Consider the following 15052-nt stretch of genomic DNA (forward strand, 5'->3'; position numbering starts at 1 on the left):
TATTCATATCAATACAAGACAATGGGACAATTATCATCGCTGACTCCATTGTCCCATGCTCTTATTAGTATATGAAAAAGTGAGGCAATTTGTGCTTTAAAATTTAATGAATGTTTATATCAATACCTACTACTCCAACGATTTCACCTGTATCAGACTTAATGGGAGAGGACACTGTAATACATGGATTTCTTGTTATGGCAGAAATATATATGGAGGATACAAAGTTCTCGCCTTTAATACTCCGTTTGAACCATTCACGGACATTTGCATTTGCTATTCCGGCTTTCGGTATTGAGCATATAAAACGGCCTTTTTTATCATTGGTCCATACAGCTTCAACATAAGGGTACCTATTTTTAAAATCCATTAAAACTTCTTCATGAACGGCGCTATCTTTAGAATTTATGATTTCACTTTTAGAACAAAGCTCCTTATATATAATGGAAAGAGAACTTTTTGCCTTCTCCATTGCGTCGTTGCCAAGTGCCTCAACATCTTCCGTTTCCCCTGAAAACAGTTCAGATAGGGTAGAGGAGGCTTCGTTAAGCCGTATACCCATAGAGGAGATTTCTTCTATATTCTTTTTCTGTTGGTGAACAGATGTACATACATCATCCACAGACCGTGAAGTTGCAGACAGAACATCTTCCACATCCCTGATCTGATTTCCAACATTCTGTGCTATGAGAACTTCTTGTTGTGACAAGGAACTTATTTTATCCATCATGCCAAATACATCGTTAAATGAAGAATCAATTTTCTCCAGATATTTTTCAATACTTTTTGTTGCAGAAATACCTTCATCAACCCTAGAGGCATTTTCCCTTACAACAGTATAAACGCTTCCAACTTCTCCATGAATGGATTTAATCAGTGAACCTATTTCTTCAACTGATTTGCCTGTATTGTCTGCAAGTTTGTGAATTTCAGCTGCCACGACGGCAAAGCCCTTTCCATGTTCTCCGGCACGGGCAGATTCAATGGTTGCATTTAATGCAAGAAGCTGGGTCTGCTTGGAAATACTACTGACAGTCTCAAGAATATGCTCGATTTCACCGGAGGTTTTTTGAAGTCTCTCCATATTAACAAGAGTTTTATTGGAAGATTCGTGAATACTATCTATTGTCTTTACAATCTGCATAATTTCTTCCAGACTCAATCTGACTGTATCCTTGGAAATAGAACTCTTTTTAATCATTTGACTCGTTATATCTTTTGCGTTGTTTAACAAATCCACAATATTTTTCACTTCGGAAAGGGTATTTGTAATACTATCGTAGACATGTTCATTTTTGTTGGCCATTTCCTTAACTTCGTCATAGACATATTTTGCAAATTCATTGTTTTCATCTAATGTTACCGAAATATTTTCGGATACGGATGAAATCTGACTTGAGGTAACCTGAACTTCAAAATTGAATTTTTTCAGGTCACTTTTCAGTTTTTTAATTCTGTCAGTATATAGCCTGAATTTTCCCTGAATTAGTTTCCAAGTAACCAAAAAGTATACTATAAATACAACAAAATTCGATATTAGCTTAATATAAAAATTTATCCCTGAAAAACATACCAAAAAAGTTGATGCTAGAAAAAACAGACAGCTTGCAATTATGTAGGAAGAGCTTTTCATTAAACTTCTCTCCGTTTCATTAAATTATTAATACCATCATGTTAAAAAACAACAAAAGGGACAGTAGTAGGTTGGTACGTATTGTCCCTTTTGTGTCAGATACAATTATATTTTATTTTTCTATTCTATATATTGAAAAGTAAGTCAGCATAACAAGGGAATGGATACAGATCCTTTGGAATAATTGTTTCCAGTTTATCTGCATCAGCTCTCAATGCTTCCATAGCAGGCACAACAATTTTACTAAATGCTTCTGCCTGTTTTAATGCACTTGTATCTTCAGCACTTGCTTTTTCTATAGCTTTCTTCAAAGAGTTTATATTTGAAGAGAAGGAGCTTAATACAGGTGACAACTCTTTAAGAACAGAGGACTGTGCTGATACTTCAACTGACATTCCGGTTGCTTTTACGGAATTTATTGTATCAGATAAATCCTTACTGAACTTAAATGCTGCAGGAATAAGCTCGGTTTTAGCCATTGATATCATAGTCAAAGCTTCAATATTAATTGTTTTAACATAGTTTTCAAGTAATATTTCGTATCTGGATTCAATTTCTGAATTACTGAGAACCCCATGCTTAACAAATACAGCTACGTTTTTATCTTTTATGAATGTAGGTATACATTCAACAGTTGACTTGAGATTTAGCAATCCTCTGCTTTCTGCTTCTGCAACCCATTCATCGGTATAGTTGTTTCCGTTGAATATTATACGCTTGTGCTCCTTGATAGTTTCAGATATCAAATCTGTAACTGCGCTTGAAAGATCGCTTTGTCCCTCCAGAGTGTCAGCAAACTTTTGAAGTATTTCAGCAACTATTGTATTTAGTACAAAGTTCGGACCTGCGATAGAAGCTGAGGATCCAAGCATTCTAAATTCAAATTTGTTACCTGTAAATGCAAATGGTGATGTTCTGTTACGGTCAGTTGTATCTTTAGGAAGCTTTGGCAAGCTTGCAACACCGGTTTCAAGAATGGAGTTGTACGCTTTACCCTTAGCTTTTCCGTTTTCAAGCTGAGTGAGGATGTCTGTTAATTGATCTCCAAGGAACATTGATACTATAGCAGGAGGAGCTTCATTTGCACCAAGTCTGTGGTCGTTTCCGGCAGACGCAACTGAAAGACGCATCAAATCCTGATATTCGTCAACAGCTTTAATAACTGCACACAGGAAAACAAGGAACTGAACATTTTCATGTGGAGTTGATCCCGGTTCCAACAAGTTCTGACCATCATTTGTTGACATAGACCAGTTGTTGTGCTTACCTGAACCATTTACACCTGCAAATGGTTTTTCGTGAAGCAGGCATACAAGATTGTGTCTGAGAGCTATTTTTTGCATGAGTTCCATAGTCAGCTGATTGTGGTCGGTTGCTATGTTCGAAGTTGTAAATATAGGAGCCAATTCGTGTTGGGCAGGAGCAACCTCATTGTGTTTTGTTTTAGCTGCAATTCCCAGTTCCCACAGTTCTTTATCAAGATCCTTCATGTAGTTGGAGACTCTTTCCTTGATGTTTCCAAAGTAATGGTCTTCCAGCTCTTGTCCCTTTGGAGGCCTGTTGCCGAAAAGAGTTCTTCCTGTGAAAATCAAGTCTTTTCTCTTCTTATACAAATCTCTGTCAATCAGAAAGTATTCCTGTTCAGGTCCTACAGTAGTTGTAACTCTTGTTGCAGTATTTCCGAACAATTTCAAGATTCTGAGAGCCTGTTTGTTGAGAGCCTCCATTGAACGGAGCAAAGGAGTCTTTTTGTCTAGAACTTCTCCGGTATACGAACAGAAAGCTGTTGGGATATAAAGAGTGCCATCTTTAACAAAAGCCGGTGAAGTACAGTCCCAAGCAGTATATCCTCTTGCTTCAAAAGTTGCTCTGAGTCCGCCGGAAGGGAAGGAGGAAGCATCAGGCTCACCCTTTACAAGATCCTTGCCGGTAAATTCCATAATGACCCTTCCGTCATCTGTAGGCGAAATAAAAGAGTCATGCTTTTCAGCTGTGATACCTGTCATTGGCTGGAACCAGTGAGTGAAATGTGTTGCACCCTTTTCCATAGCCCAATCCTTCATTGCACTAGCAACAACGTCAGCCACTGTTACATCCAGTGCTAAACCTTCATCAATAGTCTTTTTTAAAGACTTATAAGTAGTTTTTGGAAGACGTTCACGCATAGCTGCATCATTAAATACGTTACTTCCGTAAATTTCTGTAACACGAAAATCCATGTTAACCCCTCCTTGAATAATTTAAATTTAATTAATTGTCAATGTAATATATAAAAAAAGACATTCCACCCCTTAAAAAATTTTTTTAAGGAAGTGAAACGCCTTTGTTTCACAAAATCTATTAAGCTTTTGTATACTTCTTAGCTTTTAAGCTTGTTTAGCTCGCTTCTCAGGATTTCCTGAATTACTTTAGGACTTCCTCTCCCGGCCAAGGCTCTTGAACATTGCCCCATCAAAAATCCGAAAGTCTTTTCCTTACCCTCAAGAAATTCTGCAACAGCTTTTTCATTATTTGAAAGTATTTCTCTAACTGTGTTTTCAACTTCAGATGTATCACTTATTACCTTGTAGCCCTTTTCAGCTATAATAGCTTCAGGCTCTCTGCCTGTTTCAAACATATCTGCCAAAACCTTCTTGGCGTTGTTGGGAGTAATCTCATCGCTGTCCATTATCTTTATAAGTCTTCCCAACAGTTTTCCGTCAAATGGAATGTCCTCAGGTGTTATACAGCTGTCATTGAGCCTTCTCAATACTTCAACTACTATAAAATTAGCGGCTGTTTTAGGATTCCCCGATTCAGCAGCAGTAGCTTCAAAGAAATCAGAAAGACTTACAGAAGTCAGCAGCAGATTGGCATCAGCCTCGTTAATTCCATAGGTTTTAGTATATCTTTCAAATCTCTTGTCCGGAAGCTCCGGAAGAGACCTTCTAAGCTTCTCAATATCCTCCCTTGTAAAGGTTACAGGTACAATATCCGGTTCAGGAAAATATCTGTAGTCATGGGCATTTTCCTTACTCCTAAGTGACTTGCTTTCTCCTTTACTGTCATCCCAACGTCTTGTTTCCTGAATTATTTTTTTACCTTCGTCCAGAAGCTCTGACTGTCTGTTGATTTCATAATCAATAGCTCTTGTAATAGCCTTTATGGAGTTGATATTTTTCATTTCTGTCCTTGTGCCAAGTTCATCAGTACCAACCGGTCTAATAGACACATTAACATCGGCTCTCAAAGAGCCTTCCTCCATACGGCAGTCTGAAACGCCGGAGTAGAGGAGCATTAAACGAACCTTTTCAACAAATTCTCTCGCTTCCTCTGCGGAGGACAAATCAGGTTTAGTTACAATCTCTATCAGAGGAACTCCGCAGCGATTATAATCTGCAAGGCTGTACCTGTCATAGCTGTCATGAAGAAGCTTTCCGGCGTCTTCCTCCAAATGTATTCTTTCAATTCTGATGAATTTTTCTCCATCAGGTGTATTTATAGTCAATCCACCATCTTTGCAGATGGGAAGATCAAATTGCGATATCTGATAAGCCTTGGGTAAATCCGGGTAAAAGTAATTTTTTCTGTCCATTTTCGAAAATTCATTTATCTTACAGTTTAAGGCCAAGCCTGCCATTACAGTATATTCAACTGCTTGCTTGTTGAGAACCGGCAGAGTTCCGGGCATTCCTGTACAAACGGGACAACATCGTGTATTTGGCTCGCCACCGAAACTTACGGGACAATCGCAGAAAATTTTCGATTTTGTAGATAACTCCGAATGTATTTCCAAGCCTATAGTAGGGATATATTTCATCGTTTTGCTCCTTTCTTGCTATATAGCGGGAACTCTGAACTTATCGGCAAACTCAGCCTCAAAATTCGCAGCAGCCCTGAATATCTCTTTTTCTCCCAATGGCTTACCCGTAAAGGAAAGACCTATAGGAAGTCCCTTTGAATCGTAGCCGCATGGGACTGATATAGAAGGAAGTCCGGCTATATTTACAGCAACAGTATAAATATCTGCAAGATACATTGTAAGCGGATTATTTGTATTCTGCCCTATTTTGAATGCAGTTTCAGGAGCAGTAGGATGCAGAACAACATCATATTTTGAAAAAGCCTCATTAAAGCCATTGCTTATTAATGTTCTAAGCTTGAGGGCTTTTTTGTAATAAGCATCGTAGTAACCTGATGCAAGAGCATAGGTTCCAAGAAGAATTCTTCTCTTAACTTCTTTTCCAAAGCCTTCAGCTCTTGATTTGCCGATTAGTTCGTTAAAGGATTTGCAGTTATCGGCCCTATAGCCATATTTTACACCGTCATACCTCGACAGATTGGAACTTGCCTCGGCAGAGGACATGAGATAGTAGGCAGGTACGGCGTGTTTCAATACCGGCATTGAGAACTCCTCTATTTTTGCCCCCATGCTCTCCAATTTGTCAATTGATTTAAATAATGAATCCTTTACCTCGGTATTTAAGCCTTCTGTCAGGTATTCCTTGGGCAAGCCAATCTTAAAGCCTTTTATATCACCTGAAACAGAAGAACTGTAGCTGGAATCATTTTCATATTTTAAGGAAGTAGCATCTTTGGGGTCATTACCGCAGATACTGTCCAGAATTATTGCGCAATCTTCAACGGTTTTAGCGATGGGGCCAATCTGGTCAAAGGAGGATGCAAAAGCAACCAAACCATATCTTGAAACCAGCCCATAAGTAGGTTTCATACCAACAACACCGCAGAAGGAGGCAGGCTGTCTTACTGATCCGCCTGTATCAGAACCAAGAGAACCAAGGGCTAAGGAAGCAGATACACAAGCAGCGGAACCGCCTGACGAACCACCGGGAACTCTTGTTAAGTTAAAAGGGTTTTTTGTTGTTTTAAATGCGGAATTCTCCGTAGAGCCTCCCATAGCAAATTCATCCAGATTTGTTTTTCCAAGAATAATTGCATTGTCTGCCAGTAGTTTGTTTACTGCTGTTGCTGTATATGGCGAAACAAAGTCCTCAAGCATTTTTGAAGCACATGTAGTTTTTGTTCCTTCGATACATATGTTATCTTTTATGCTCAGTGGAATACCTGTAAGCAAGGATGATTTACCGCTATCTATAATATTCTGTGCCTTTTGGGCATGCTCCAGCGCCATATCTTCAGTAACTGACAGATATGACTCTACTTTACCGTCAAGTGTATTAATTCTGTCCAAATACATACGGGTGAGCTCAACAGCACTTATTTCTTTATTATCAAGAAGCCCTCGGGCTTCTTTAATAGTTAACCTGGTTATATCCATGAGGACCTCCTTATTCAATCATCTTAGGAATAGCAAAACAATTTTCCATGGTCTTTTTTGAATTTGATAGGATTTTTTCGGGTTCAAATGAATCCCCGGGATTATCTTCCCTCATATTATTAGTTACCCGTGATATGTGTTCGGTTGCATCTATATGTTCTGTATCAATATTTTTGATAGTATCCATCAACCCTATAATATCTCGCATATCTTCAGCCAGTGATTGTATTTCGTTATCATCAAGAGATAATTTTGCAAGATTCGCTATATATTTAATGTAATCATTAGGTTCAGAATTAGTCATTACTTACCTCCCTGATTTATAATTTTCAACGTAAATTTAAGCTTTGCAAAAAGTTAAAAATTATATACTATATAAATAAAAAAACTGTACCAAACAAACATTTCACTAAAAATGTTTGCTGACACAGCACCTTTGCTGCATTTAATTAATTTACAACCATTATAATATACGTCCTGCAAAAAAGCAATACTTTTTCCAGAAAACATTTTTAGTGGAGAAACAAGCTTAATATCTGCCTTTCCGTGACACGGCTATAGTTTCAACGTTTTATTAAATAAACCGGAGATGAAACCGTTTTGCAGGATTGAAATTTAAAAATTGCAAAAAAGGTATTGACGGATAATTAGTTTCTTAGTAAAATACTCTTGAAGATAAATTGCAGGTATGTCACATAAGTCAAAAATTAATAAACAAGAACAATGGCGTTCTCATAAAAACCTGATTTCAAGGGTTTGTATGAGTACGCTTTTTTGTTACCCGAATATGTGACTGTTATTTTTATAAATATAGAAATTTATTATTTTGATTTTTTATTTTTTTAGTAAAGGAAGTGTACGACATGTTATTGAAGGAAGGTCAGGTAAGAATACCATCTGGTTGTGCAATTTCAGGAATGTTCAGCAGGGAAGGTAGACGTATCTCAGGTCAGGATATAGTTAAATCAATATCGGTCATGCATGATCGCTCCAACGGTTTAGGAGGAGGATTTGCAGGCTACGGCATTTACCCTGAGTATAAAGAACTTTATGCATTTCATGTATTCTTTGACAGTAATGAGGCAAGAGAAGATGCCGAAAGATTCATAAACAGACATTTTGATGTAGTTAATTTAAGCAGAATTCCTACAAAAAAGCATCCAAGGATAACTGATGCTCCCCTTATTTGGAGATATTTTGTATCGCCTCTTCACGGAAAGCTTGAGGAAAGTCAGTTGGAAGAAAAGGAATATGTAGCTAGGTGTGTCATAAAGATAAACACACGAATTGACGGTGCATATGTCTTTTCCAGCGGTAAGAACATGGGAGTATTCAAGGCAGTAGGTTTCCCGGAGGATGTTGGAGAGTTCTACAAGCTTGAGGATTACGAAGGTTACTGTTGGACTGCACACGGCAGATACCCTACAAATACTCCGGGTTGGTGGGGAGGAGCTCATCCGTTTTCACTTCTGGACTACACAATAGTACACAATGGCGAGATATCCTCATATGATGCCAACAGACGATTTATGGAAATGTTCGGATATAAATGTTCGCTTCTTACTGATACAGAAGTAATAACATATATTTTCGATTACCTGAATAGAAGACAGGGAATATCTCTGAAAGATTGTGCATCAATAATAGCTGCTCCTTTCTGGTCTGAGATAGACAAAATGCCTCAGGATATGAAAGAGAAATTTACAGCAATCAGAAATGTATATGCAAGTCTTCTTATAACAGGTCCGTTCTCAATAATATTGGGATATGAAGGCGGAATGATGGCATTGAACGACAGATTGAAACTTCGTTCCATGGTTGCCGCAGAAAAAGGCGATCTTGTACTTGTAGCCAGTGAAGAGAGTGCTATCAGGATTATACATCCGGAGGTAGATAGAATCTGGAGTCCTAAGGGCGGAGAACCGGTAATTGCAACGTTATCAGGGGGTGAAATTTAATGGGAATAAATTATTTTACACCTCAATACGAGGTATGTAGAGATCCGAAAAAATGTATTAAATGTAAAGTATGTATGCGTCAGTGTGCAAACGAAGTACACAGCTATGACGAAGAACTTGATATGATGGTTGCTGATGACAGCAAGTGCGTGGATTGCCAGAGATGTGTTTCACTGTGTCCTACACGTGCACTCCGCATAACCAAATATCAGAATGAATTCAAGGAAAATGCCAACTGGACACAACAACATATAACTGAAATATATAAGCAAGCAAATACAGGGGGAGTTCTTCTGTCATCAATGGGTAATCCTGTTCCGTACCCGATATACTGGGATAAATTGCTGATAAATGCAAGCCAGGTTACCAATCCATCCATAGACCCATTGAGAGAACCGATGGAAACAAGGGTTCAGCTAGGTTCAAAGCCTCAGAAGCTGGAATTTGACCAGGATGGAAAACTCAAGACAAAGATAGCACCTCATCTAGACTTACAAGTGCCTATCATGTTCTCGGCAATGTCATACGGCTCAATAAGCAGAAATGCACATGAAAGTCTTGCAAGGGCAGCAGAAGAACTGGGAACGTATTACAATACCGGTGAAGGCGGTTTGAATGAAGATTTTTACCAATACGGTAAAAACACAATAGTTCAGGTTGCTTCAGGAAGATTCGGTGTTCATGTGGGTTACCTCAGTGCGGGTGCTGCAATAGAAATAAAAATGGGTCAGGGAGCAAAGCCGGGTATCGGCGGACACTTACCGGGAGAAAAAGTTGGTGAGGATGTATCAAAAACCAGAATGATTCCGGTGGGTAGTGATGCAATATCTCCTGCACCTCACCATGATATATATTCAATAGAAGATTTAAGACAGCTTGTATTTTCTTTAAAGGAAGCAACTGCATATACGAAGCCGGTTATAGTAAAGATAGCCGCAGTGCACAATGTAGCTGCAATAGCATCAGGTATAGCCCGTTCAGGAGCAGATATTATAGCAATTGACGGATACAGAGGCGGAACCGGAGCTGCTCCGACCAGAATCAGAGACAACGTGGGAATCCCAATAGAGCTTGCACTGGCTTCAGTTGACCAGAGATTGAGAGATGAAGGCATCAGAAACAATATTTCCTTGGTAGTAGCAGGAAGTATAAGAAACAGCGGAGATATTGTAAAAGCAATCGCTCTCGGAGCAGACGCCGTATATATCGGTACATCTGCGTTGATTGCTTTAGGATGTCATGTATGCAGAAGCTGTCACGGCGGAAAGTGCAACTGGGGAATTGCAACACAAAGACCTGATCTGGTTAAGAGACTTAACCCTGATATCGGATACAAACGTTTGATAAATCTTGTTCACGCATGGGATCATGAGATAAAGGAAATGCTCGGTGGCATGGGAATCAATGCAATCGAGAGTCTCAAAGGTAATCGTTTAATGCTTAGGGGAATAGGATTAAGTCAAAAAGAACTTGATATATTAGGCGTAATGCACGCCGGCGAATAAGGGGTGAAGATTTAAGATGAAAAAGATATATGTAAATGAGGACAGATGTTTGGGGTGTCACCTTTGCGAATACTATTGTGCGTTTGCACATAGCGGAAAGAAAGATATGGTAAAGGCTTTTTCAGGAGATTCAAAGCCACAGCCACGCTTGACAATAGAAGAGGGAGACAGCATTAATTTTGCCGTATCCTGCAGACATTGTGAAACACCTTTGTGTGTGAAATCATGTATTACCGGAGCAATGCAGAAGGATGAAGACGGAAGAGTATTTGTTGACGAGTCAAGGTGCGTGGGATGCTACACATGTATTCTTGTTTGTCCTTATGGTTCGGTTATACCCGGAAAAGAAAAGGCCATTAAAAAATGTGACCTTTGTATTGAAAGTGGAAAACCGGCTTGTGCAGAAAACTGCCCGAATTTAGCTATTGTATATGAGGAAAGGGGTTGATTTTAAGTGAAGTATGTGATTATTGGAAATTCAGCCGCTGCAATCGGTTGTATCAGCGGAATCCGTACTGTAGACGGGGAATCATCAATTACTTTGATATCGGATGAACCACATTTTACTTACTCCCGCCCGCTTATATCCTATTGGTTGAAGGGCAAAGTAACTGATGACAAGATGTATTACAGAAGCAGTGACTTTTATGAAAAAAACAATTGTACTGCCATTTTAGGAAAGAAGGCAGAAAAAATAGATACAGATGCAAAGAAGGTTGTACTTGAGGATGGAAGTACTGTTGAATACGACAAGTTGTTGGTAGCCACAGGCTCATCACCGTTTGTACCTCCTGTTGAAGGCATGAATGATGCTAAAAACGCTTTTACTTTTCTGAATTGGGATAGCGCTAAGGCTGTAAAGGAATCGGTAAATAAGGATTCAAAGGTTGTAATTATGGGTGCGGGTCTTATCGGATTAAAGGCGGCAGAAGGACTTCATGAAGTATGCGATGATATTACCGTTGTTGACCTTGCTGACAGAGTTCTTCCAAGTATTCTTGATGCAGAAGGTGCCGGTATGGTGCAGAAGCATATAGAAAAAGAAGGTATTAAGTTCCTGCTTAATGATGCTGCATCGGCAGTAAAAGAAAACACAATAGTACTTAAATCAGGTAAGGAATTGGCATATGACGTACTGATAGTAGCAGTTGGTGTAAGGCCAAACACCGGATTGGTCAAGGATGCCGGAGGAGAAGTGAACAGGGGAATTGTCACAGATAGCCGTCAGGAAACATCACTCCCTGATGTATATTCCGCCGGGGACTGTACTGAGAGTTTGGATATTTGTACAGGACAGAGCAAGATACTTGCACTTCTGCCAAACGCTTATTTCCAGGGTGAAACAGCCGGAATAAATATGGCTGGCGGTAATCAAACCTTTGATACTGCAATGCCCATGAATGCCATAGGTTTCTTCGGTCTCCACATGTTGACTGCTGGAGCTATGGAAGGTGAATGTTTCGAAGAAATTGATGAAAATAACTACAAGAGAATGTTCTTCTCAGACGGGCTACTAAAAGGATTTATACTTATAGGGGAAATAGACAGAGCTGGAATATATACTTCACTTATCCGAGAAAAAACCCCAATGGATCAGATTGACAGCAATTTATTAAAAGTGAATCCTCAGCTTATGGTATTTGATAAAAATGCTAGGATGCAGAAATTGGCGGGAGGGAAGTAAAATGAAGATTACAGTTGGTGATACTTACTATACCGAAATCAATGAACAGATAAGAAATACCGCTGATACAGATATAGTACTCGACAAGGTATATGGACAAAGATATATAGGTTGTGGAATTAAGGGAAAGACTATAACCATAAACGGTACCCCCGGAAATGCACTGGGCTCATATATGGATGGCGCTGATGTAATAGTAAATGGAAATGCCCAGGATGCTACAGGGGATACAATGAATGACGGATCAATAATAATCCACGGTAACTGCGGTGATACTACAGGTTACGGTATGCGCGGCGGTAAAATCCTTATAAAGGGAAATGCCGGCTACCGTGTAGGAATACACATGAAAGAGTATAAGGAACAAAAACCTATTGTGGTGGTTGGAGGTAAAACCGGCGACTTTTTAGGCGAATATCAGGCAGGTGGAATAATTATTGTACTTGGAATAGGTGTGGATGGAATTCCGGTGGGTAATTTTTGTGGTACTGGAATGCACGGTGGCGCCATATACTTGAGATGTAATGATATCCCCGATGGACTTCCTCCTCAGGTTTCAGCAACCTCTGTAACGGAAGAGGACAAAAAGCAGATTGACGGCATAGTGGAGGATTTCTGCAATAGTTTCGGATATGATAAAAAGGATATATTAAAATCAAATTTTATAAAGCTGACTGCAAATACGAAAAATCCATATAAACAGCTATATACACATAATTAATAATTAGTGTAAAATACTAGTAATAAAACATAAAGGAAAGAGGTGGGAAAATGGCTACTAAGAATGATGTTTTGAAATTTATAGATCAAAATGACGTAAAGTTTATCAGACTGCAGTTTTCAGATATATTCGGCAGGATGAAAAACATTGCTATAAATTCACAACTACTCGAGAAAGCTCTTGATGAGGGAGTAATTTTTGACGCATCAGCCATTGCGGGATTTTCCGAGGTGGAATCGTCAGATATGCTGCTGTTTCCGGATCTCAATACATTTTCCGTTATTCCCTGGAGACCGCAGCATGGTAAAGTCGCAAGATTTATATGCGATATTAAGAATTATGATGGCTCCCAGTTTATGGGAGACCCCAGATATGTTCTGAAAAGATCAGCAGAAAAGGCAAAAAAACAAGGTTATACCTTCAATATAGGACCTGAGTGTGAATTTTTCCTGTTCCATATAGACGCTGAAGGCAGGCCTACAACAAAAACACATGATTCAGCAGGCTATTTTGATATGGCTCCTACTGATCTGGGTGAAAATTGCAGAAGAGAAATTTGCATGGTGCTTGAAGATATGGGTTTTGAAACAGAGGCATCACATCACGAAAATGCAGCCGGACAGCATGAGGTTGATTTCAGGTACAGCGATGTTATGACTGCTGCCGATAGAATAATGACATTCAGGACAGTAGTAAAGATTGTTGCACAAAGAAACGGACTGCATGCAACTTTTATGCCAAAACCAATTTTTAACGACTATGGCTCCGGCATGCACATAAACATGTCTCTGTTTAAAGACGGCAAGAATCTTTTTAATGCAGGTGAAAACAGTATGGATATATCCGACACTGCAAAAATGTTTGCGGCCGGTGTACTAGAACATGTCAAGGGTTTCACTGCGGTTGCAAACCCTCTGGTTAACTCATATAAGAGGTTTGTACCGGGCTTTGAGGCTCCTATTCACATTGCATGGTCTCATATGAACAGAAGCCCTCTTTTAAGAATCCCGGCACCAAAAGGCGAAGCAACCAGAATAGAATTAAGGAGTCCTGACCCATCCTGCAATCCGTACCTCACATTGGCATTGATTCTGGAAGCTGGATTGGATGGATTGCAAAAGAAAATGGAAATACCTGAACCTGTTGAGATTAATACTTATAATCTTACACCTGAACAAGAGAAAGAGCTGAAGATACAAAGGCTTCCCTCTAATTTATACTTAGCGTTGGAAGAAATGAAGAAGGATACTTATATCAGGGAGGTTTTAGGAGAACACATATATTCAAAGTATATATCAGCTAAAGAACTGGAATGGACTAAATACAACAGCACAGTTCATCCTTGGGAGATAGATAATTACCTTACTGCATATTAATTAACGAATACTTACGTTACGGCAGTGTAATTAACTATAATTATTCCCCATTCAAATGGAGGTGATGCCAATGAGTGCAGGAGGGATTCTTATAGTATGCAGTAAGCCTGAGTTAATTAAAGAAATCAGAGCCCTCATGCTGCAACAGGGATATTCGTCGGCGGAATACTCGTTATCGGCAAGTGCTGCCAGACGTAAACTCGATTTTTTTGAACCTGAACTGATATTGGTTAATTCACCTTTACAGGATGAACTTGGAATTGATTTTATTTTGGATATTGCAGACAATACGGATGCAGGAATAATAGTATTGGCAAAGCATGAGCATCTGGAGGATATGCAATATAGACTTGAAAAAGTAGGAGCATTGATACTGCCTAAGCCCATAAACAAAATGACTTTATTACAAACGGCCAGATTTGCTGCTCAATCCCGTAAATCACTTATGGGATTAAAGACTATAAACGAAGATCTGGAAAAAAAGATGAAGGATCGTAAGATTATAGAAAAAGCCAAATGGATTCTTGTTGAAAAGATGAATATGACTGAACCACAAGCACATAGGTATATTCAAAAGCGAGCAATGGATACAAGAACATCGCAGTTAAAGGTAGCTGAGGAAATTATTCAGAGCTTTTAAAGAAATTACTTGAATTTACGGATAACAAATGGTAACATTACTGCATATTATTAATTAAATATCAAAAACAGCAATGAGGCTGCTTATAAATCAAATTATATAAAATTGATTTATTAAGTAGCTTTCTGTATTTATAAGGTTTTAAATAATCATTTATTCACAATGGCGTGTTAAAGAGGATAGTTCTATCTCTTTACATGCTTTTTTTATTTTAATGCTTCTGCAGGTTGAATTTTATAAAAATTATGGGGGGACAA

12 protein-coding genes are annotated in these 15052 nt (G+C 38.9%); 7 read left to right on the plus strand and 5 right to left on the minus strand.

Annotation, left to right across the window (positions count from 1 at the left end):
• Nucleotides 1-103: 103 nt before the first annotated feature.
• From CLO1100_RS03830 to gatC, 5 genes are all read right to left on the minus strand, one after another.
• Nucleotides 104-1633 (minus strand): methyl-accepting chemotaxis protein, encoded by a 1530-nt coding sequence (locus tag CLO1100_RS03830; RefSeq protein ID WP_014312445.1) that lies wholly within the window; start codon nt 1631-1633, stop codon nt 104-106.
• A gap of 125 nt (nt 1634-1758) precedes the next feature.
• Nucleotides 1759-3852, minus strand: coding sequence for a glutamine synthetase III (locus CLO1100_RS03835; protein WP_014312446.1), 2094 nt, complete (start codon nt 3850-3852; stop codon nt 1759-1761).
• A 140-nt stretch (nt 3853-3992) separates the two neighbouring features.
• Nucleotides 3993-5432 carry an Asp-tRNA(Asn)/Glu-tRNA(Gln) amidotransferase subunit GatB gene (gene gatB / locus CLO1100_RS03840; RefSeq protein WP_014312447.1) on the minus strand — a complete coding sequence of 480 codons (1440 nt, stop codon included), beginning with the start codon at nt 5430-5432 and terminating at the stop codon, nt 3993-3995.
• A gap of 18 nt (nt 5433-5450) precedes the next feature.
• On the minus strand, nt 5451-6911 hold the full coding sequence (gatA, locus tag CLO1100_RS03845; RefSeq protein WP_014312448.1) for an Asp-tRNA(Asn)/Glu-tRNA(Gln) amidotransferase subunit GatA: 1461 nt from the start codon (nt 6909-6911) through the stop codon (nt 5451-5453).
• Between the two features lie 10 nt (nt 6912-6921).
• Nucleotides 6922-7215 carry an Asp-tRNA(Asn)/Glu-tRNA(Gln) amidotransferase subunit GatC gene (gatC, locus tag CLO1100_RS03850; protein WP_014312449.1) on the minus strand — a complete coding sequence of 98 codons (294 nt, stop codon included), beginning with the start codon at nt 7213-7215 and terminating at the stop codon, nt 6922-6924.
• Nucleotides 7216-7774: 559 nt separating this feature from the next.
• Between gatC and CLO1100_RS03855 the strand changes: the two genes are divergently transcribed.
• From CLO1100_RS03855 to CLO1100_RS03885, 7 genes are all read left to right on the plus strand, one after another.
• Complete coding sequence (locus CLO1100_RS03855; protein ID WP_014312450.1) at nt 7775-8869, plus strand: glutamine amidotransferase family protein; 1095 nt, start codon at nt 7775-7777, stop codon at nt 8867-8869.
• Complete coding sequence (locus tag CLO1100_RS03860) at nt 8869-10374, plus strand: glutamate synthase-related protein (protein WP_014312451.1); 1506 nt, start codon at nt 8869-8871, stop codon at nt 10372-10374. Before CLO1100_RS03855 ends, CLO1100_RS03860 begins: the two co-directional genes overlap by 1 nt.
• A gap of 16 nt (nt 10375-10390) precedes the next feature.
• Nucleotides 10391-10822: a 4Fe-4S dicluster domain-containing protein gene (locus tag CLO1100_RS03865; protein ID WP_014312452.1), complete on the plus strand. Its 432-nt coding sequence runs from the start codon at nt 10391-10393 to the stop codon at nt 10820-10822.
• A 6-nt stretch (nt 10823-10828) separates the two neighbouring features.
• On the plus strand, nt 10829-12058 hold the full coding sequence (locus CLO1100_RS03870; protein WP_014312453.1) for an FAD-dependent oxidoreductase: 1230 nt from the start codon (nt 10829-10831) through the stop codon (nt 12056-12058).
• A 1-nt stretch (nt 12059) separates the two neighbouring features.
• Entirely contained in the window at nt 12060-12779 is a 720-nt protein-coding gene (locus tag CLO1100_RS03875) for a glutamate synthase (protein ID WP_014312454.1), read from the plus strand.
• Nucleotides 12780-12829: 50 nt separating this feature from the next.
• The gene (gene glnA / locus CLO1100_RS03880) at nt 12830-14155 is read left to right on the plus strand and encodes a type I glutamate--ammonia ligase (protein ID WP_014312455.1); all 1326 of its coding nucleotides are present in this window, start codon (nt 12830-12832) and stop codon (nt 14153-14155) included.
• Nucleotides 14156-14225: 70 nt separating this feature from the next.
• Nucleotides 14226-14795 carry an ANTAR domain-containing protein gene (locus tag CLO1100_RS03885; protein ID WP_004621279.1) on the plus strand — a complete coding sequence of 190 codons (570 nt, stop codon included), beginning with the start codon at nt 14226-14228 and terminating at the stop codon, nt 14793-14795.
• Nucleotides 14796-15052: the final 257 nt, after the last annotated feature.

This window comes from Clostridium sp. BNL1100, assembly GCF_000244875.1.
Lineage (GTDB): Bacteria > Bacillota > Clostridia > Acetivibrionales > DSM-1351 > Ruminiclostridium.

Bases quoted from the DNA above. Each gene is read 5' to 3' on its own strand.
- CLO1100_RS03830 (WP_014312445.1), bottom strand. From the start codon at position 1,633: ATGAAAAGCTCTTCCTACATAATTGCAAGCTGTCTGTTTTTTCTAGCA.
- CLO1100_RS03835 (WP_014312446.1), bottom strand. From the start codon at position 3,852: ATGGATTTTCGTGTTACAGAAATTTACGGAAGTAACGTATTTAATGAT.
- gatB (WP_014312447.1), bottom strand. From the start codon at position 5,432: ATGAAATATATCCCTACTATAGGCTTGGAAATACATTCGGAGTTATCT.
- gatA (WP_014312448.1), bottom strand. From the start codon at position 6,911: ATGGATATAACCAGGTTAACTATTAAAGAAGCCCGAGGGCTTCTTGAT.
- gatC (WP_014312449.1), bottom strand. From the start codon at position 7,215: ATGACTAATTCTGAACCTAATGATTACATTAAATATATAGCGAATCTT.
- CLO1100_RS03855 (WP_014312450.1), top strand. From the start codon at position 7,775: ATGTTATTGAAGGAAGGTCAGGTAAGAATACCATCTGGTTGTGCAATT.
- CLO1100_RS03860 (WP_014312451.1), top strand. From the start codon at position 8,869: ATGGGAATAAATTATTTTACACCTCAATACGAGGTATGTAGAGATCCG.
- CLO1100_RS03865 (WP_014312452.1), top strand. From the start codon at position 10,391: ATGAAAAAGATATATGTAAATGAGGACAGATGTTTGGGGTGTCACCTT.
- CLO1100_RS03875 (WP_014312454.1), top strand. From the start codon at position 12,060: ATGAAGATTACAGTTGGTGATACTTACTATACCGAAATCAATGAACAG.
- glnA (WP_014312455.1), top strand. From the start codon at position 12,830: ATGGCTACTAAGAATGATGTTTTGAAATTTATAGATCAAAATGACGTA.
- CLO1100_RS03885 (WP_004621279.1), top strand. From the start codon at position 14,226: ATGAGTGCAGGAGGGATTCTTATAGTATGCAGTAAGCCTGAGTTAATT.